Annotated in this window: 15 protein-coding genes and 1 tRNA gene; 11 read left to right on the top strand and 5 right to left on the bottom strand. The window is 68.5% G+C overall.

Annotated elements, in window-relative coordinates; all coding sequences use genetic code 11:
• Nucleotides 1-26: 26 nt before the first annotated feature.
• Nucleotides 27-278 (bottom strand): mycoredoxin, encoded by a 252-nt coding sequence (locus B1790_RS12450; RefSeq protein ID WP_079923524.1) that lies wholly within the window; start codon nucleotides 276-278, stop codon nucleotides 27-29.
• Between the two features lie 123 nt (nucleotides 279-401).
• Between B1790_RS12450 and B1790_RS12445 the strand changes: the two genes are divergently transcribed.
• From B1790_RS12445 to B1790_RS12435, 3 genes are all read left to right on the top strand, one after another.
• Nucleotides 402-2534, top strand: a complete 2133-nt coding sequence (locus B1790_RS12445) for an ATP-dependent DNA helicase UvrD2 (RefSeq protein ID WP_198951994.1) — start codon at nucleotides 402-404, stop codon at nucleotides 2532-2534.
• Between the two features lie 101 nt (nucleotides 2535-2635).
• Entirely contained in the window at nucleotides 2636-2824 is a 189-nt protein-coding gene (locus tag B1790_RS12440; protein ID WP_079923522.1) for a hypothetical protein, read from the top strand.
• Nucleotides 2825-2966: 142 nt separating this feature from the next.
• The gene (locus B1790_RS12435) at nucleotides 2967-3257 is read left to right on the top strand and encodes a WhiB family transcriptional regulator (protein ID WP_079923521.1); all 291 of its coding nucleotides are present in this window, start codon (nucleotides 2967-2969) and stop codon (nucleotides 3255-3257) included.
• 37 nt (nucleotides 3258-3294) lie between these two features.
• On the opposite strand, the gene B1790_RS12430 is transcribed toward B1790_RS12435, so the two are convergent.
• Nucleotides 3295-4635, bottom strand: coding sequence for an AarF/ABC1/UbiB kinase family protein (locus B1790_RS12430; protein ID WP_079923520.1), 1341 nt, complete (start codon nucleotides 4633-4635; stop codon nucleotides 3295-3297).
• 39 nt (nucleotides 4636-4674) lie between these two features.
• A complete protein-coding gene (gene mrf / locus B1790_RS12425; RefSeq protein ID WP_079923723.1) occupies nucleotides 4675-5871 on the bottom strand; it encodes a ribosome hibernation factor-recruiting GTPase MRF in 1197 nt (398 codons plus the stop codon).
• A 116-nt stretch (nucleotides 5872-5987) separates the two neighbouring features.
• On the opposite strand from mrf, the gene rpmB reads away from it, so the two are divergent.
• From rpmB to B1790_RS12410, 3 genes are read left to right on the top strand one after another with little or no spacing between them, the layout of a single operon-like run.
• Nucleotides 5988-6224 carry a 50S ribosomal protein L28 gene (gene rpmB / locus B1790_RS12420; protein WP_079923722.1) on the top strand — a complete coding sequence of 79 codons (237 nt, stop codon included), beginning with the start codon at nucleotides 5988-5990 and terminating at the stop codon, nucleotides 6222-6224.
• Nucleotides 6225-6250: 26 nt separating this feature from the next.
• Nucleotides 6251-6610: a hypothetical protein gene (locus B1790_RS12415; RefSeq protein WP_142271270.1), complete on the top strand. Its 360-nt coding sequence runs from the start codon at nucleotides 6251-6253 to the stop codon at nucleotides 6608-6610.
• Nucleotides 6591-6998 carry a hypothetical protein gene (locus B1790_RS12410; protein WP_142271269.1) on the top strand — a complete coding sequence of 136 codons (408 nt, stop codon included), beginning with the start codon at nucleotides 6591-6593 and terminating at the stop codon, nucleotides 6996-6998. The genes B1790_RS12415 and B1790_RS12410 overlap by 20 nt, the downstream gene beginning before the upstream one ends.
• Here B1790_RS12410 and B1790_RS12405 read toward each other — a convergent pair.
• Nucleotides 6977-7819 carry a cyclodehydratase gene (locus B1790_RS12405; protein WP_079923518.1) on the bottom strand — a complete coding sequence of 281 codons (843 nt, stop codon included), beginning with the start codon at nucleotides 7817-7819 and terminating at the stop codon, nucleotides 6977-6979. The genes B1790_RS12410 and B1790_RS12405 overlap by 22 nt on opposite strands.
• A gap of 35 nt (nucleotides 7820-7854) precedes the next feature.
• Nucleotides 7855-9231 carry a zinc-dependent metalloprotease gene (locus B1790_RS12400; protein WP_079923720.1) on the bottom strand — a complete coding sequence of 459 codons (1377 nt, stop codon included), beginning with the start codon at nucleotides 9229-9231 and terminating at the stop codon, nucleotides 7855-7857.
• Between the two features lie 103 nt (nucleotides 9232-9334).
• Here B1790_RS12400 and B1790_RS12395 point away from each other — a divergent pair, with 103 nt between their 5' ends.
• The 5 genes from B1790_RS12395 to B1790_RS12375 all read left to right on the top strand — a co-directional run bounded on the left by B1790_RS12395 (nucleotide 9335) and on the right by B1790_RS12375 (nucleotide 18482).
• Nucleotides 9335-10357, top strand: a complete 1023-nt coding sequence (locus B1790_RS12395; protein WP_079923719.1) for a PDZ domain-containing protein — start codon at nucleotides 9335-9337, stop codon at nucleotides 10355-10357.
• Nucleotides 10358-10431: 74 nt separating this feature from the next.
• Nucleotides 10432-13443, top strand: coding sequence for a UPF0182 family protein (locus B1790_RS12390; RefSeq protein WP_079923517.1), 3012 nt, complete (start codon nucleotides 10432-10434; stop codon nucleotides 13441-13443).
• A gap of 17 nt (nucleotides 13444-13460) precedes the next feature.
• Nucleotides 13461-16898 (top strand): BTAD domain-containing putative transcriptional regulator, encoded by a 3438-nt coding sequence (locus B1790_RS12385; protein WP_233165081.1) that lies wholly within the window; start codon nucleotides 13461-13463, stop codon nucleotides 16896-16898.
• A gap of 100 nt (nucleotides 16899-16998) precedes the next feature.
• A complete protein-coding gene (locus B1790_RS12380) occupies nucleotides 16999-18357 on the top strand; it encodes an FAD-binding oxidoreductase (protein WP_079923516.1) in 1359 nt (452 codons plus the stop codon).
• Between the two features lie 51 nt (nucleotides 18358-18408).
• Nucleotides 18409-18482: transfer RNA gene (locus tag B1790_RS12375), tRNA-Met, on the top strand.
• Nucleotides 18483-18791 lie beyond the last annotated feature (309 nt).

Genomic DNA, 18791 nt, shown 5'->3' with positions numbered 1-18791 from the left:
GCCGTTCGCCGACTGACCAGGCTGACTCAGCCGGCGAGCTTGGCCTGAACCTGCTTGAGACTGGGGTTGGTCAGCGTCGACCCGTCGGCGAACTTCACCGTGGGTACGACGTGATTGCCGCCGTTGACCGACCCGACGAACTCGGCGGCGCTTGGCTCGGCCTCGATGTCGATCTCGGTGTACCCAATGCCCGCCGACTTCAGGGCGGTCTTGAGTCGTGCGCAGTAGCCGCACCACGTCGTCGAGTACATGGTCAGCTGCGTGTCTTTACCAGTCATAGCGCAGTCAACGTTACGGAAGCCCGCCGTATTGCACCAACCTGGGCATTGCACCAACCTGGGCCGTGGCGCCCGAGCATGGCGGAGCGGCGCGTGTCACCCATGCCTGACAGGATGGACGCCATGCCGTCCCAGGCTCCCGAGGCCGCCTCCACATTGCTCGACCGTCTGATCAAGGACCTCGACGACGAGCAACGCGAGGCCGTTCAGGCCCCGCGCGGGCCGGTCTGCGTGCTCGCGGGCGCGGGCACAGGCAAGACGCGCACGATCACCCGGCGCATCGCGTACCTGGTCGCCGCCGGTCACGTGGCGCCCAGCCAGGTGCTGGCGGTGACGTTCACGTCGCGGGCCGCTGGGGAGATGCGGGGCAGGCTGCGGTCGCTCGACGAGCAGGGTGCCGACGGCGTCGGCACGGGTGCGGTGCAGGCCATGACGTTTCACGCGGCGGCCCGGCGGCAGCTGCAGTACTTCTGGCCGCGGGTGGTCGGTGACACCGGGTGGGAGCTGCTCGACAGCAAGTTTGGTGTGGTCGCACAGGCGGCGAATCGGGCGTCGATTCAGGCCAGCACCGACGACGTGCGCGATCTCGCCGGTGAGATCGAGTGGGCCAAGTCGTCGTTGATCAGTCCCGAGGACTATCCGGCGGCGGTGGCCAAGGTCAGCAGGGACATCCCGTTGGACGCGGCCAAGGTCGCGAAGGTCTACGCCGGATACGAGGCCATGAAGGCCCGCAATAGCGATGTCCTGCTCCTTGATTTTGATGACCTGCTGTTGCACACCGCCGCCGCCATCGAGAGCGACGCGGCCGTGGCGCAGGAGTTCCGCGACCGATATCGCTGCTTCGTCGTCGACGAGTACCAGGACGTCACGCCGTTGCAACAGCGGGTGCTCAACGCTTGGCTCGGTGACCGGGACGATCTCACCGTCGTCGGTGACGCGAACCAGACCATCTACTCGTTCACCGGTGCCACCCCCGGGTATCTGCTCGACTTCTCGCGCCGCTTTCCCGAGGCGGCGGTGGTGCGTCTGGAACGCGACTACCGGTCGACGCCTCAGGTGGTGTCGCTGGCCAATCGGGTCATTTCGATGGCCCGCGGTCGCATGGCGGGCAGCAAGCTCCACCTGATCGGTCAGCGCGATCCCGGGCCTGCGCCGACGTTCAACGAGCACACCGACGAGGTCGCCGAGGCCACCGCCGTCGCGAAGGCCATCAAGAAACTCATCCACGACGGCACCGCCGCCGCCGAGATCGCGGTGCTGTACCGCATCAACGCGCAGTCGGAGGTGTACGAGGAGGCGCTGACCGCGGCCGGGGTGGCGTTCCAGGTGCGCGGCGGTGAGGGCTTCTTCAGTCGCCAGGAGATCCGGCAGGCGCTGGCCGCGCTGCAGCGTGCCGCGGAACGCGTCGACGCGGTGGGTGCCGACCTGCCGCCGGTGATTCGTGAGCTGCTGGAACCGCTGGGGCTCACCGCAGAGGAGCCACAGGGCGTGCGGGCTCGCGAGCGGTGGGAGGCCTTGACCGCGTTGGTCGAACTAGTCGAGGAGGAGGTGGCGCTGCGGCCGTCGCTCGACACGCGGTCGCTGCTGGCCGAGTTGCGGCAGCGTGCCGACGCGCGGCACCCGCCGGTGGTGCAGGGCGTCACGCTGGCGTCCCTGCATGCGGCCAAGGGTTTGGAGTGGGATGCGGTGTTCCTCGTCGGGTTGGCCGACGGCACGCTGCCCATCTCGCATGCGTTGGCCCGCGGGGCCGACAGCGAGCAGGTCGAGGAAGAACGCCGCCTGCTCTACGTCGGAATCACCAGGGCGCGTGTGCATTTGGCGCTGAGCTGGGCGTTGGCGCGGACACCGGGTGGCAGGCAGGGCAGGCGCCCGTCGCGCTTCCTCAACGGCGTCGCCCCGCAGGCCGCCTCCGACGACGGGCCAAGCAAGCCGCGGCGGCAGCGCGGCGCCACGCCTCGATGCCGCGTCTGCAACGGTGCCCTGACCAGCTCCGCCTCGATCATGTTGCGCCGCTGCGAGACGTGTCCGTCCGATCTCGACGAGGAACTGCTGGCCCAGCTGAAGGAGTGGCGCCTCGACACGTCCAAGGAGATGAAGGTGCCCGCCTACGTGGTGTTCACCGACAACACCCTGATCGCGATCGCCGAGACCCTTCCGGTCGACGAGGCCGCGCTGGTCGCGATACCCGGCATCGGCGCCCGCAAGCTCGAACAGTTCGGGCCGGATGTGCTCGCCCTGGTCAAGGCACGCCGATGAGAGAACGAAACCGCAGGTCAGAAAATTGCTTGTCGAATTACGCTCTCAGCGTTTAGTCTCATAACCGTCTAATCCAGTCGATTCGAAGGGAGGGGAGTCACGTGAATTTCACCCAGTACTACTCCGGCGTAGCCATTGCCAACGCTGTCGTCACGTCGTCGCCCCTCACCGTCGCAGGGCCCGCCATGCCGGCCGGGCATCCGTCGGTCGCGATGCATGGCGCCATTCCGGCGTACAAGCGACGCGCCGCCGCCGCGACCGTCGCGTCCGTGAATCGGGGGACCACCTAGGTACCCACGAAAGCCACATTGGCCACGGACCCGACACCACCGGATCCGTGGCCAGATTGCTTTCGGGGACACCCGAACTCCTGGTCTCAGATCCATCAGACGTCAGCTGATCGACTTGGACCAGGAAGAAGGTGATTCGGACATGTCTCCGCAGACATGCCGCGAAAGATCGTTCCCGGCAGTACCTTGCCACCTGAACGACCCAGACCTGTGGTTCGCCGAGAACCCGATGGAGCTCGAGCGGGCCAAGGTGCTGTGCGCCGAGTGCCCGATCCGCCGTCAGTGCCTCGCCGAGGCACTGGAACGTCAAGAGCCATGGGGAGTTTGGGGCGGCGAGATCATCGACCGCGGCACCATCGTGGCGCGCAAGCGGCCGAGGGGTCGGCCGCGCAAGGACGGGAAGGACCCGGTTGCCGACCCGGCAGCCGCGTAGCCGGCGCGAGGTTGCCTAGCTCCACGTGTTGCTGGAGCTAGGCAACCTCTGCAAACCCCGGAATGAGTTCGAGCGCAAGGGCTTTGGTCGGCACGTGGGCGTCGAGCTGACACGAGATCGCGACCACGGATGCGATGACCCGCATGGGGATGGCCAAGTTGGCAGGCAGGTCCATCGCGCGGGCGGTCCTGATCGCGTCGGCCGAGATGTCCATGTTGGCGGCGGCCATCTTCTGCAGCCACTTGCGGGTGTAGTGGAATTCGTCGACCTGCACCGGTTCGACGTACTGGCGCAACATTTCGTCGATTTCGCGGGGTGAGACCTGCTCACCCTTTTGGCCCTTCTGGATGAAGCCGATCTTCTCCATGGTGGGCAGCAGGTTGTCGTAGTCCTTGGCGAGTGCGTAACGCACCATGAGGCCGAGTTCGACGGGGAGGCCACCGGGCATCGGCGCGACGGCGCCGAAGTCGAGGATTCCCATCTTGTCCCCTGGCAGCAGCATGAAATTGCCGGGATGTGCGTCACCGTGCATCATTTCGATGCGACTCGGTGCGCCGTAGGTCAGTTCGAAGAGTCGCGTTCCCATGACGTCGCGCTGTTCGGGTGTGCCGGTGCGGATGATCTGGGCCATCGGGACGCCTTCGATCCACTCCGCGACGACGACCTTCGGCGCGCTCGCCACGACCGCCGGAACCACGAAGTGCGGGTCGTCGCGGTATCCCTTGGCGAAGGCGCGTTGGTTGGCCGCCTCCAGCCGGTAGTCGAGTTCCATCTCGGTGCGTTCGATCAGTTCGTCGACCACGCCTTGGACGTCGGCTCCCGGGGCGAGTTGGCGAAAGACCGAGACCATTCGCTTCATGGTCTTCAGGTCGGCGCGCAGGGCTTCGTCGGCGCCCGGGTATTGGATCTTGACGGCCACCTCGCGGCCGTCGGACCACACCGCCTTGTGGACCTGGCCGATGCTCGCCGAGGCGATGGGGGAGTCGTCGAAGGAGGTGAACCGCTCGCGCCACTTGGTGCCGAGCTGGGCGTCGAGCACGCGGTGCACCTTCGCCGCGGGCAGCGGCGGGGCGTCCTTCTGCAGTTTGGTCAACGCTTCGCGGTAGGGCTCGCCGAACTGCTCGGGTACGGCGGCCTCCATGACGGACAGGGCTTGGCCGACCTTCATCGCTCCGCCCTTGAGTTCGCCGAGGACGGTGAAGAGCTGGTTGGCGGCCTTCTCCATCATCTCGGCGTTGACTTCGTCCTTGGACGAGCCCGTCAGTCGTTTGCCGATTCCCAGCGCCGCGCGGCCTGCGATGCCGACCGGCAAGCTGGCGAGCTTGGCGTTCCTGGCTGCTCGTCCGCGCTTGATGTCTGCCACCCCACCATCATCCATTACGAAGCTGGGGACGGACCATCGAGCGTGGCTACGGAATCATGACTCGGTGGTCCGCCGGTTCGAGGTGGCGTCGTCGGTCGCGGGCTCGGTCGGGTCGTCGCAGGGGTCCTCGTGCCACTCGCCGAACGGGTCGGGGTAGTCGGCCCACTGCGCCGGTATGGCCATCTCGTCGTCGGTCAGCAGTGCCGCCTGGAGTGCGCTGCGGATGTCGTCGGCTGACGCGCCGCAGGCCAGGACCGTCATCGAGATGTGGCGGTCGCCGTGGTCCTCGGACCAGATCAGGTCGGCGAGTGCGCGGCGTTCCGGGTCGACGTAGGCCAGCTCGGAGGCGGTCATCGCAGCGAGCCAGGTGCCTGCGGGGTCGACGCGGAGCCCGCCGCCCGCAGACTGCAGCCACATCGCGTGCCGCGACTGGGTGGCCAGCCAGAGCCTGCCTCTGGTGCGGATCACCCCGTCGAGCAGCAGGTCGACGGCGGCATGTAGGCGCTGCGGGTGGAACGGCCGCCGTGCGGAGAACTCGACGAGCTGGACGGCGCCGTCACCGCCGAGCGGCGGCTGGCCGGCGAGCAGGGGTCCGTGCGGGGAGTCGCTGCGACCGCGGCGGGCGTCGGGTTCCAGGTGCGCGAGCGCCATCTCGACGTGGTCGGTTCCGACGGTGATGCGGGCGCGGGGGGCGAGGCGGCGCAGCACGGCCAACGTGGTGGCTTCGGGGTGGGACGGGACGAGGACGTCGGCGAATTCGGCTTGGCCGACGACGACTTGGGCGACGGTCCGCCCGTCGTCGAGTTCGTCGTCGCCGAGGGCCCGTGGCAGCCAGCGTTCGACGTCCACGCAGGTGATGACGGCGTGGACGTCGACGTCGCGGGCGGCGGGTCCGTCCAGGTACCCGGGGCCGAGGCTGACCTTGACGTGGTTGATCGCCCAGCAGATCGGCTCGGGTTCAAGCCATGGCGCGAGGTGGACCACGATCCGGTCGACGTCGTCGCGGCGGTGCAACCTCCGCAGCAGTACCAGCAGGTCGTTGCGGACGGTGCAGGCGACGCAGCCGTGGGCCAGCTCGAGCGCCGTCTCCGAGGTGTCGAGGACGCCGTGCACGAGCATCGCGAGAGTGCGTCGCACCACGTGTCCGTCGAATCTGTGCGCGACGACGAGGGTCCCCGGCCGCCGCATCAGCGTGGCGGTGACGGCGTCGGTGTCGCCCTGGCCGGCCGTCAGCAGCACGGGTGTGCGCACCAATTCTCCTCCTTGTTGGAAACGATTGTCATTAACTGGTGATGACGGTACAGTCCAAGACGGCGCTTGTCGAAAATCATTGTCGTTAAGGGGTGCCGTCGAAGGAGAGGGTTCCGTTGTCCGCTCATTGTCAGATCACCGGCCGCGCACCAAGTTTCGGCAACGCGGTGTCCCACTCGGGGCGTCGCACCCGCAGGCGTTGGTCGCCCAACATTCAACGCAAGACCTACTACGTGCCATCAGAGGGGCGGCGCGTCACGCTGCGAGTCAGCGCCAAGGGCATCAAGGTGATCGACCGTGACGGAATCGAAGCGGTGATCGGCCGGCTGCGCGCCTCGGGGCAGCGAATCTGATGGCGCGCAACGACATCCGCCGGAACGTGGCGACAACGCGGAATCCCTTCACCGTCGTCGTCTGCACGGCGTGCGCACCTGACGCCGGGTCGGCCGCACTCGACGCCTTGAAGGCGACGGTCCGCAGCTGCCCGCACGGAATGCTCGTCACCACCGGATGCCTGTTGGAGCGGCAGGCCTGCACCGGATCCGCCCCGGGCGGGGTCACCGTAGTGGTGCAACCGTGTGGAACCGATCGTCGACCAGAAGGTCCGGCCCGGTGGCTCGGCCCGGTCGAGGGTGCGAAGGAGGTCCGTGCCGTGTGCCGTTGGATCGAGCGCGGCGACTGGAGCGCCCCGCTCAGCGTGCGGTGGGACACGAGAAGCCATGTCGGAAGCCACAACTGAGACGTTCCCCTCCGACCGTCTCGACGAGATGTCGCTCGGAACGATCGAACTCAGCGTGCCCCTTCTGGACGGGATCATTCAGATCGGCGCGGGCGGTGAGGCCGACGTGGGCCGGATCCGCGTGACGAAGGAGTCGTGCACGGTCACGGTCGTCCGCGTCGACGGCGGACCGATCCAGGTCGACATCGTCGCCGACGCCCAGTCGAGCACCCGTGTCTTCGAAGCCGCGGTGCCCGCACTGCGGCTGGTCCGATTAGAAACCCGATGGCTGGTTGCGGAGAATGCGGTTGCCGCCGAACGCCTTTCGGACGTCAAGCGGTTCGCCGACGTCGTCGGCACCTTCGCCGCCGCAAAGCAGGGGCGAGCTCAGCACTCACACCGCGGGTGACGTGACCATCGCCTGCTGGTCGTCGACCCGGTGCGCACGTCGAATTCCAACGTCGTGTCCAGGGTCGGCGGCGGGTCACCAGCCCGGCTCGGGTCGTCGGATTCGTGGACGGCCTGGATGACGCGGTCCACCTGACTTAGGGCCAGCGCGGCGGTGCCGAGCATCGTGGCCCGGTCGGCGCTGCCGACGGCGTCGCGCAACTGGGCGGCGACCGCCGGCCACGCCGCGTCGCGGTCACTGCGGTAGAGGTCGGCGCATCCGAGGCAGCTGGTCACCCCGGGGATCACCAGGGGGCCGACCAAACCGGTGCCGTCCCGCACACACACCGGCAAATGCGGGATCCGGGCCTGATGTAGTTCACGCAGCAGGTGCGGGTCGGCGACCAGGAAGTCCGACAGCACCACCAGATCCGTCGTCCCCGGTCTGACACCCGCGTGGTTCAGCTTGCTCTGCCGCACGCGCGCCCCCGAACAGCGCAACGCGCTCGCGAGCAGATCCGACAGTGGGCCGCGGCCGTGGATGCGGATGGAGGCCGACCGTGTGCGCGGCGGGGTCGTCGTCGCGAGACCCTCGTCGACCAGCGAGCTGACCAGATCGGTCATCGCCGTGACGTCGCTGATGCCCCGGTTCACCGCCAGCGCGCACAGTTCCCCAGTGGTCACCCCGGCCTGCATCGCGCGCAACAGGTCCGCCAGCGCGCCGGCCGACAACCCGTCGGGTGGCTCGACGAGCATCGCGCGCCGCGGATCCCAGCCCACCTGCACGGCGCCGTCGGGCCTGACGAGCACCGGCATCACCGGATTGAGCGTGTGGCTCGACATGCGCCGACTCTGCCATGCGGGCGGGATGTGGCGCTTTAGTTATCCACAGGCCCCGCGTCGGGGCCCTTGTCCTCGTTGAAGTCCTTCTCGAGGTCGGCGATCGCCTGGTCGATGCCGCTGGTGTCGCCGCCGACGATTCGGTCGATGAAGCCCGCCGGTTCGTCGAGGTCGTCGGCGCCCGGCAGCAGGTCGGGGTGCTGCCACACCGCGTCGCGGGCGTCGGCGCCGACAGCCTGGGTCAGCCGCTCCCACAGCACCGCGGCCTCCCGCAGCTTGCGGGGCCGCAGTTCCAGACCGACCAGCGTCGCGAACGTCTGTTCGGCGGGCCCGCCGGTGGCGCGCCGTCGACGCAGCGTCTCGCTGAGCGCCACGGTCCCCGGAATGCGGTCGCCGAGGGCGTCGGTCACCACGGTCTGCACCCAGCCCTCGATGAGGGCAAGCAGCGTCTCGAGACGTTCCAGCGCCGCGATCTGCTCAGGTGTCGACTTCGGCTCGAAGATGCCCTGGTTGAGAAGCTGTTCCATCGCGGTCGGGTCGGCGAGCGAGGCGGGGTTGAAACCCTGCGCGAAGTCCTCGATGCCGCTCATGTCGACCTTCATGCCGCGGGCGAACGCCTCGACGGCGTTGAGGAGCTGCGTCGAGAGCCACGGCACGTGGCTGAACAGGCGATGGTGCGCCGCCTCCCGTGCCGCGAGGAACATCATGATCTCGCTGCGGGGCTGCTCGAGACCCTCGGCGAGCGACTCGATGGCCTCCGGCATCAGCGCCGCCACGCCCTTCGGGCCAAGCGGCAGGCCAATGTCGGTGGAGGTCAGCACCTCTCGCGACAGGGTGCCGAGGGCCTGGCCAAGCTGAGACCCGAAGGCCATGCCGCCCATCTGCGTCATCATCGCCAGCAGCGGGCCGGCCATTGCCTTGGCCTCCTCGGGCAGGGCCGACGCCCACACCGTCGACATCTGCTCGGCGACCGGGTCGCACAACCGCTTCCAGGTGGCGAGGGTGTTGTCGACCCAGTCGCTGGGCGTCCACGCGACCGAGCTCGTCGTGCCCGCGGGAAGGGGAGTGACGCCGTCAAGCCATGTGTCGGCGAGTCGCACCGCGTCGGCCACCGCCGCGCTGGTCTGCTCGGGCACCGGCTTGACGAACCCGATCGAACTGGACGCGAGCTGACGCGCCAAGTCGTAGTTGACCGGTCCCGCCCCCGCGCCGCCAGCCATCGGGTTGCCTGCGCCGCTGAACATCTCGCCGAGCTTGGAGAAGATCTGCCCGAGGTTGTTCATGTCGAAGTCGCCGCCACCGAATCCGAACGGATCCTGCGGCGACCCGGGGTTCGGGTCCTTCTTGCGGTCGTCGCGGTCGGGGTCGTCACCCTTACCGTCGGAGGCAGAGAAGCCGAAAGGCTGGTCAGGCATGGCGTCCACGGTACTCACCGGACGAGCTCGGCGTGGGGTCGCGGTCACGCCGAGAGTGAACAGGACAGGACGGACCCCTACTGTGGGCTCCGTGATGGGTGGATTGAACCGGCGCATGATGACGCTGGTGGTGGCGTTGGTGCCGATCGTCGCATTCGGTCTGCTGCTGTCGGCGGTGACGGTGCCGTTCGTGAGTCTCGGGCCGGGGCCGACGTTCAACACCCTCGGCGAGGTCGAAGGCAAAGAGGTCGTCGACATCAAGGGCACCGAGGTGAAGCCCACGTCGGGCAACCTGAACATGACGACGGTCAGCCAGAGTGACGGCCTCACCCTCGGGCAGGCGTTGCGCCTGTGGATGTCGGGCACCGAGCAGCTGGTGCCCCGCGATCTGGTCTATCCGCCGGACAAGAGCAAGGACGACATCGACAAGGAGAACACGACCGACTTCAAGCAGTCGGAGGACAGCGCGGAGTACGCGGCGCTGGGATACCTCAAGTACCCCAGGGCCGTCACCGTGCAGGGCGTCACCGACGGCGGTCCGTCGGCAGGGAAGTTGGAGGACGGCGACGCCATCGACCTCGTAAACGACAAGCCGGTGGCCAACCTCGACGAGTTCACGGCCCTCCTCAAGGCGACCAAGCCCGGCGACCAGCTGGTGGTCGACTACCGCCGCAAGAACGGCGACCTCGGCACGGCGACCATCACGTTGGGCAAGAACCCCGACCGCGACTACGGATTCCTCGGCGTCGGCGTGGTCGACGCGCCGTGGGCGCCGTTCACCATCGACTTCAACCTGGCCAACATCGGCGGCCCGTCGGCGGGACTGATGTTCAGCCTCGCGGTCATCGACAAGCTGACGACCGGCGATCTCAACGGCGGCAAGTTCGTCGCGGGCACCGGAACCATCACCGGCGACGGCAAGGTGGGTCCGATCGGCGGCATCACCCACAAGATCTACGCGGCGAAGGAAGCCGGGGCGACGGTGTTCATGGTGCCCGCCGAGAACTGCGACGAGGCGAACTCGGCCCACGAGGACGGTCTGCAGCTGATCAAGGTGGAGAACCTGACCGGTGCCGTCGATGCATTGAAGACCTATTCCTCCGGTGGCGAACCACCCCATTGCTGAGAGGACGCTTTGGGACGGATGCGTAGAGTTGGGGCACGCCGAATCGCGGCGTGACGACCGTTTGGAGTTGACGAGTGGGGATGCGGCCTGCGGCGCGAATGCCGAAGCTGACGCGGCGTAGCCGGTTTCTGATCGGGATCGCCCTTGCGGCGGTGTTGTTGCTGCTGATCGGCCCGCGTCTGATCGACACCTACGTCGACTGGTTGTGGTTCGGCGAGCTCGGGTACCGGTCGGTGTTCACCACGACCCTGATGACCCGGTTGATCGTGTTCGCGGTGACGGCGCTGCTCATCGGCGGCGTGGTGTTCGCCGGCATGGCGCTCGCCTACCGGAACCGCCCGGTCTTCGTGCCCACCGTGGGCCCCAACGACCCGGTGGCCCGCTACCGCACCTCGGTGATGGCGCGACTGCGGCTCTTCGGCATCGGCGTCCCCATCTTCATCGGTCTGCTCGCGGGCCTGGTGGGTCAGACCTACTGGGTGCAGGTGCAGTTGTTCATGCACGGCGGCGAGTTCGGCGTCACCGACCCCCAGTTCGGCATGGACCTCGGGTTCTACGCATTCGACCTGCCGTTCTATCGGCTGGTGCTGAACTTCCTGTTCGTCGCGACGTTCCTCGCACTGGTGGCGAACCTGCTGGGGCACTACCTGTTCGGTGGCATCCGGCTGTCGGGGCGGACGGGTGCGCTGAGTCGCTCCGCTCGCATCCAACTGGTCACGCTGGTCGGCACGATGGTGCTGCTGAAGGCGTTCGCCTACTGGCTGGACCGCTACGAACTGCTCAGTCACACGCGCGGCGGCAAGCCGTTCACCGGCGCCGGCTACACCGACATCAACGCGGTGCTGCCCGCCAAGCTTATCCTTCTGGCGATCGCCTTGATCTGCGCGGTCGCGGTGTTCTCCGCGGTGGTGCTCCGCGATCTGCGCATCCCCGCCATCGGCGTGGTGCTGCTGCTGCTGAGCTCGTTGATCGTCGGTGCGGGCTGGCCGCTGATCGTCGAGCAGTTCAGCGTCAAACCCAATGCCGCGCAGAAGGAAAGCGAATACATCAGTCGCAGCATCACCGCGACCAGGCAGGCCTACGGCCTCACCGACCAGAACGTCACCTACCGCGACTACAGCGGCGACGCGGCGACCACCGCCCAGCAGGTCGCCTCGGACCGGGCGACGACGTCGAACATTCGACTTCTCGACCCGACCATCGTCGGCCCGGCGTTCACCCAGTTCCAGCAGGGCAAGAACTTCTACTCGTTCCCCGACCAACTGGCGATCGACCGTTACGAGTCCAACGGCAACCTCCGTGACTACGTGGTGGCGGCTCGGGAACTCAACCCCGACCGGTTGATCGAGAACCAGCGCGACTGGATCAACCGTCACACCGTCTATACCCACGGCAACGGCTTCATCGCCTCCCCGGCCAACACGGTCCGCGGCGTCGCCAACGACCCGAACCAGAACGGCGGTTACCCGGAGTTCCTGGCCAGCGTCGTCGGCGCCAACGGCAGTGTGGTGTCGCCGGGTCCGGCGCCGCTGGATCAGCCGCGCATCTACTACGGCCCGGTCATCGCCAACACCGCCGAGGACTACGCGATCGTCGGCAGGAACGGCACCGACCGCGAGTACGACTACGAGACCAACACCGACACGAAGAACTACACCTACAACGGCAGTGGTGGAGTCCCGGTCGGCAACTGGCTGGCGCGCAGCGTGTTCGCGGCCAAGTACGCCGAGCGGAACTTCCTGTTCTCCAACGTGATCGGTGAGAACAGCAAGATCCTCTTCAACCGGGATCCGGCGAAGCGCGTCGAGGCGGTCGCGCCGTGGCTGACCACCGACACCAGCGTGTACCCGGCCATCGTGAACAAGAAGATGGTCTGGATCGTCGACGGGTACACCACCCTCGACAACATCCCGTACTCGGAGTTGACGTCGCTGTCCTCGGCGACCGCCGACTCGAACGAAGTGGCGCTCAACCGGCTGGCGCTGGACAAGCAGGTGTCCTACATCCGCAACTCCGTGAAGGCCACCGTCGACGCGTACGACGGCACCGTCACGTTGTACGCGCAGGACGAAGCCGATCCCGTGCTCAAGGCGTGGGAGGCGGTCTTCCCCGGCACGGTCAAGCCGAAGTCCGACATCTCACCGGAGTTGCAGGAGCATCTGCGCTACCCCGAGGACCTGTTCAAGGTGCAGCGGGCGCTTCTGGCGAAGTACCACGTCAACGATCCGGTGACGTTCTTCTCGACGTCGGACTTCTGGGATGTGCCGCTCGACCCGAACCCGACGGCCAGCAGTTTCCAGCCGCCGTACTACATCGTCGCCAAGGACATTGCGTCCAATGACAATTCGGCGTCGTTTCAGCTGACGAGCGCGATGAACAGATTCCGTCGCGACTTCTTGGCGGCCTACATCAGCGCGAGTTCCGATCCGGCGACGTACGGCAAGATCACCGTGTTGACCATTCCGGGTCAGGTGAACGGCCCCAAGCTGGCGTTCAACGCGATCAGCACCGACACCGCGGTGAGCCAGGACCTCGGCGTCATCGGGCGCGACAACCAGAACCGCATCCGCTGGGGCAATCTGTTGACCCTGCCGGTAGCGCAAGGTGGCCTGCTGTACGTGGCGCCGGTCTACGCCTCGCCGGGCGCCAGTGACGCGGCGTCGTCGTACCCCCGCCTGATTCGTGTGGCGATGATGTACAACGACAAGGTCGGCTACGGACCGACGGTCAGCGATGCGCTGGACGAGTTGTTCGGTGCGGGAGCAGGAGCGACGGCCACCGGCCCCGCCCCGACACTGCTGCCCAACGGCCAACCACCCGCCCCCGCGGCGAACCCGCAGCCCGGTCAGCCGCCGGCCCAACCCCCGGCCAACCAACAGGGTCAGGTGCCCGAGGTGTCCATCCCGGCGGCGGCGGTACCCAGCGGGCCGACGCAGCTGTCGGCGGCGAAGGCCGCTGCCCTGCAGGGGGTTCAGACGGCTTTGGACGCCATGCAAAGCGCGCAGCAGGGTGGCAACTTCGCGGAGTACGGCCAGGCGCTGCAAAATCTGGACGACGCCATGGCCAAGTACCGCGAGGCGAAGTAGACCCCTAGGTTCCTCCGGTGCGGTATCGGTTGCTCGGGCCACTACAGGTGGTGCGCGAGGAGTCCGAGGTCCAGGTCGACGTGGGCTCGCCGAAGCAGCGTGCCGTGCTGGCGGTGCTGCTGCTGGCGCGGGGTCGGGTCGTCTCGGTCGACCGGCTGACCGACGCGGTGTGGGGTGACGACGCCCCGGGCAGCGCGACGGCCAGCCTGCAGGCGTACGTGTCGAATCTGCGTCGAGCCCTTCGCGGCGGCGCCTCGACGGGGCGGCTGGCCTCGCCGATCGTTCGGCAGTCGCCGGGGTACTACCTCGCCGTCGGGCAGGACGACGTCGACCTGACGGTCTTCGGCTCGACGGTGGGTCGCGCGGCCGCGGCGGTGGAGGCGCACGACTGGACCGTGGCGCTCGAGCATGCCGACGTCGCAATGTCGTTGTGGCGCGGTCCCTTTCTGGAGGATCTCCGGGATCAGCCATGGGTGGGTCCGGAGGCGGCGGCGGCCGACGAGATGCGACGGGACTGCCTCGACTACCGCATCAGTGCGCTGTTGGCATTGGGTCGGGTGCCGCTCGCGCTGGCGTCCGCCGCACAGTTGAGTGCGGCTGACCCGCTCTCCGACCGGGCCTGCTGGTTGCACGTCCTGGCGCTGTATCGGGCTGGCCGTACCTCCGATGCACTGGAGGCCTACACGCGCCACGCCAGAACCCTCGATGCCGAACTCGGGCTGCAACCAGGGCCCGAGCTCCGCGAGCTGCAGACTGCCATTCTGCGGCAGGCGCCCGAGCTCGCCGCGTGGCCGCGGCACCCCGAGTGGACCGGAGCCGCCGAGGTGGCCACGCCGGCGGTGGCCGCCGTCGCGACGACGGAATCCACCGAGCCGCCGCGACGGGCCCTTCTCGTCGGCAGGCAGCGCGAGTTGGGCACGGTAACAGACCTTCTCGCCGACGTGGCCGGGGGAGCCACCCGGTGGCTGGTGCTGTCCGGGCCGCCAGGGATCGGCAAGACCCGGCTGGCCGAGGAGGTGGCGGGTGGGGTCGCCGAGGCTGGTGGTCGGGTCGTGTGGATCAGCTGTCCCGACGAGTCGGCGACTCCGCCGTGGTGGCCGATGCGTCAGCTGGTGCGCGCGCTCGGCGCCGATGCCGACGAGGTACTGCAGGTGCCGGAGGACGCGGATCCCGACACAGCGAGATTCCGTGTCTACGAACGGGTTCAGGGCCTTCTCGAGTCGGCGCCGGACGTGGGGGCCGTCGTCGTCGACGACGTGCAGTGGGCGGATTCGGCGTCGACGGGCTGCCTCGCGTACGTCGCCGGTGCGCTGCGCGACCATCCCGTCGCCATGGTGCTGACCGTCCGCGACGGCGAGCACACCCCTGAGCTGAGACGCCTGCTGGGCACGGTGGCCCGCGGCGCGCACAACCGTCACGTCGAGGTGCCCGCGCTGTCGTCGCACGACGTCGCCACCCTGGCCGCCCAGGTCGCCGACGAGGTGGTCACCGCGGCCGAGGCGGCCACCCTCGCCGAGCGGACCGGCGGGAATCCATTCTTCGTGTGCGAGTACGCGCGGTTGCCTCGAGACGAGCGGCAGGGCAACGAGATTCCCGTGGCCGTGAAGTCGGTGCTGGACCGGCGCTTCGCCGGATTGGACCCGGACGTCCTGCAGATGCTGCGCACCGCGGCGGTCATCGGGGACGACGTGGACGTGGCGGTGCTCGCGAAGGCGACCCGGCTGGACGTCGACGTCCTCGCGGACCACCTCGACGAGGCGGCCGACGAACGCATCGTCGTGCCGTCGCACGCCGGCGACGGGTACGCCTTCGCGCACGGTCTGCTGCGAGAGCAGCTCGTCGCGAGCATGCCGGCGCTTCGCCGACAACGCCTGCACGCCACGGTCGCCGAGGTGCTGGCCGACGGGGTCGGGGCCGACGCGTTGACGCGACGGGCACTGCACCTGGTGGCGGCGCAGCCGTTGGTGGAACCCGACGTCGTGGTCGAGGCCTGTCGCCGCGCGGCCGAGGACGCGACCGAGCGGTGGAGCTCCGACATCGCGGCGACGTGGTGGCAAGCGGCGCTGGACGCCTACGACCGGCTACCCGCCTCAGCCCGCGACGAGGCCGAGCAGGACGCGCTGACCGTGGCCATGCTGGAGGCCCATTCCCGAGCTGGCAGAGGACGATTGGTCCTGACGACCGTCGAACGGTACCTGACCGAAGCGCTCCGGGCGGGGCGGACGACCACCGCGGGTCTAGTGGCCAGCACGCTGCTGCGGGCCAGCGGAGCGTGGCCGTGGCTAGCACCGGGCGAGGATCCCGGTGACCTCATCGGGGTGCTTGAAGATGCGGCGAGAGTCGCCGATCGGGATGCGGCCGCAGGCGCGCGGGTGCTGGCCGCTCTCGCGGTGGGGCACTGCTACGACCCGCGCCCCGAAGTGGCTGCGGCACACCTGGACAGGGCCGAGCAGCTGGCCGAGTCGATCGGCGATCCCGACGTCCTCGCCGACGTGTTGACGGGACGCTTGATCACCTACTCCGGGGTGGCGACCGCCAGTGAGCGCACACTGGTTTGGGCGGAGCGACTGAATGGCTTGCGGCACAGCCGCTCCCGCGAGGATCGGGTGATCTCGAATTCGGTGTGCACGATGGCCGAGATGAACCTGGGCGACGTCGACGCGGCGGCCCGCCGACTGGCGGTGGGCATCGAGGGCAGCGAGGCGCTCACGCTGCCGGTGCTGCGCGCCCAGTTGCGGTGGATGGAAGCGGTTCTCGCGGTGTGGCGCGGCGACTTCGCCGAAGCCGAGCGGCACCACGGCATCGCCGCCCACGTCCACGAACAGACCGAATTGTACGGTGCGGGTAGCGGTTTGATGGCGGCGGTGTCACTGCTACGGGAGACGGGCGGCCCGATCGACCCGCAGTGGCTGGCGGTGGCGGCCACGCCGGAGACCGGTGGACAGACCATGGTGGACCTGGTCAGGACCGCCCTGCTGACCGTCGCCGACGGGCCGGAGGTCCCGTCCGCCGCGGAATCGCTGCTCTCGGAGTGGCTTGCCACCCGGGCGCGGCCCCACGTGTGGACGACGCTTGGCCACCTCGTGCTACTGGCGCACCTCGCCGCGGACAACGGGATGACGCGCTACGCCGGACCGCTGCTGGACGAACTGCACCCGTTCGGTGACCGGATCGCCGTGCTCGGCCAGATCGGCGTCGTGGGGCCGGTGGCCCTGGCGACGGCCCGACTGCGGCTGTTGGACGGGGACCGCGACCAGGCCTGGACTGAGCTGACGAGGGCCCGCGCCGTCGCCGAACGGACCGGTGCTGCACCGACGTTGGTGCGGTGCGCCCTGTTGGCGGCGGAGTTGAGTGAGTCCGCCGAGCAGCGGCGCGCCATGGCAGCCGAGGTCGCGGCCGACGCCCGGCGCCTCGGCATGCTCGCGGTGGAGGCCGCCGCGCTGAAACTCGCGTGAGCGCGGTTGGGCCCTTCTTGGAGCCGAGACCTCAAGAAAACTCCAAGCGCCCTGCGTGATCCTTCAGCCGACGACAACGTCCCCGTTGAAAGGATCCCCGATGAATTCCGTGACCATGACCGACTCCGACGGCTTGGAGCTGCTGCGCAGCTACGTCAGCGCGCCCGTCGCGCTGCCTGGAGAGCGCGTGTACGACCGGGCGACGCCCTGGAACCTGGCGGTGCCCGTGCGCCCCGCTGCGGTCGTCCTGGCGGCCTCGGCCAGCCATGTGGCCGAGGTGATGCGGTTCGCCGGTGAGCGAGGGCTGAGGGTGGCGGTACAGGCCACCGGTCACGGTGCCGTGCCGATCGGTGCCGACACGGTGCTGGTGCTGACCGCGGGGCTGACGGAATGCGTCGTGGACCACGTCGCGCGGACGGCCCGGGTGGGCGCCGGCGTGCGGTGGCAGACCGTGTTGGACGCGGCCACGCCGCACGGCCTGGCGCCGCTGTGCGGGTCGGCTCCAGGGGTCGGCGTCGTCGGCTTCCTCACCGGCGGGGGCATCGGCCCGCTGGTGCGCACCGTCGGATTGTCCTCCGACCACGTGCGGGCCGTCGAGCTGGTGACCGGTGCGGGCGAGGGCCTGCGCGCGACGCCCGAGGAGCACGCCGATCTGTTCTGGGGTGTGCGGGGCGGCAAGTCGATGCTGGGCGTCGTCACGGCCGTGGAGATCGACCTGCTGCCGATCGGCGAATTCTTCGGTGGCGCACTCTTTTTCGACGGTGTTCACGCCGCGGAGGTGTTGGGGGAGTGGCAGCGGTGGACGGCCGACCTGCCCGACACCGTCAACACGTCGATCTGCATCCAGCAGTTGCCGCCATTGCCGGGGGTTCCCGAGCCGCTGGCGGGCCGGATGACGGTGGCGGTGCGCTACACCGCGGTGGGGGACCTCGCGGAGGCGCAGCGACAGCTGCAGCCGATGCGGGAGGTCGCGCCGGTGCTGCTCGACGCCGTGGGGGTGCTGCCGTATGCGGCGATCGGCGCGGTGCACGCCGATCCGGTGGACCCGATGCCCACCCACGAGGACCACGCCCTGTTGCGCGAGCTGACCGCCGAGACGGTCGAGGCGATCCTCGCCGCGTGCGGGCCGGGGTCGCAGTCGCCGCAGACCCTCGTCGAACTACGACTCCTCGGTGGGGAATTCGCGCGGGAACCGCGGCACCGCAGCGCGTTCTGCCATCGCAACGCCGCGTACGCGCTGTCGGTGATCGGGGTGCTCGCCCCGCCGGTCGCAGACGCCGTCGCCGGGCACGCCGCCGACCTGGTCGCGGCGGTCGCGCCGTGGTCGACGGGAGGGCAGCTGCCGAACTTCGCGGCGTCGAACGACCCCGGCCGCCCCGCACGCTGCTACAACGACGACGCCTTGCACTGGCTGAGGGCACTCGCCGAACGGCACGATCCGGCCTCCGTAATGCGCTGACCACCCGATTTGGAGGTATGGGGCCCGCTCGGTAACCTTGTGTTCACCCGACGCGGGGTGGAGCAGCTCGGTAGCTCGCTGGGCTCATAACCCAGAGGTCGCAGGTTCGAATCCTGTCCCCGCTACTAGGTAAAACGGCTCCCGGAGATTTTTCCGGGAGCCGTTTTCATGCCAGTTGCGAACACTTTTGGGAACATTCGCAAAGCTAACGATTTTTGGGAACGTCTTTGCAGCGATCGGTTCCAGGTCTGGGACTGCACTACTGAGCCCCCGCGGAGATGAGGACTGGGGGCGTCCTTCGCAGTCCGTTAAGACAGGCTGTGGCGACGCCAGCTCTTCACAGCCATGGCCGCGCCATGGCGAGCTCCACAGCCGTATTGGATCCCGCGTACAAACGGGAGCCGTACGAGGTGACTAGCTGTTCTTCATGGGCA

This window comes from Mycobacterium sp. AT1, from assembly GCF_002043095.1.
Classification (GTDB): domain Bacteria; phylum Actinomycetota; class Actinomycetes; order Mycobacteriales; family Mycobacteriaceae; genus Mycobacterium.
This window is presented reverse-complemented; position numbering and strand designations above follow the sequence as displayed.

What these genes read in the sequence shown, in the direction of transcription:
- B1790_RS12450 (WP_079923524.1), bottom strand. Translation starts at nt 278, where the DNA reads ATGACTGGTAAAGACACGCAGCTGACCATGTACTCGACGACGTGGTGC.
- B1790_RS12445 (WP_198951994.1), top strand. Translation starts at nt 402, where the DNA reads ATGCCGTCCCAGGCTCCCGAGGCCGCCTCCACATTGCTCGACCGTCTG.
- B1790_RS12435 (WP_079923521.1), top strand. Translation starts at nt 2,967, where the DNA reads ATGTCTCCGCAGACATGCCGCGAAAGATCGTTCCCGGCAGTACCTTGC.
- B1790_RS12430 (WP_079923520.1), bottom strand. Translation starts at nt 4,635, where the DNA reads ATGGATGATGGTGGGGTGGCAGACATCAAGCGCGGACGAGCAGCCAGG.
- B1790_RS12410 (WP_142271269.1), top strand. Translation starts at nt 6,591, where the DNA reads ATGTCGGAAGCCACAACTGAGACGTTCCCCTCCGACCGTCTCGACGAG.
- B1790_RS12405 (WP_079923518.1), bottom strand. Translation starts at nt 7,819, where the DNA reads ATGTCGAGCCACACGCTCAATCCGGTGATGCCGGTGCTCGTCAGGCCC.
- B1790_RS12400 (WP_079923720.1), bottom strand. Translation starts at nt 9,231, where the DNA reads ATGCCTGACCAGCCTTTCGGCTTCTCTGCCTCCGACGGTAAGGGTGAC.
- B1790_RS12380 (WP_079923516.1), top strand. Translation starts at nt 16,999, where the DNA reads ATGAATTCCGTGACCATGACCGACTCCGACGGCTTGGAGCTGCTGCGC.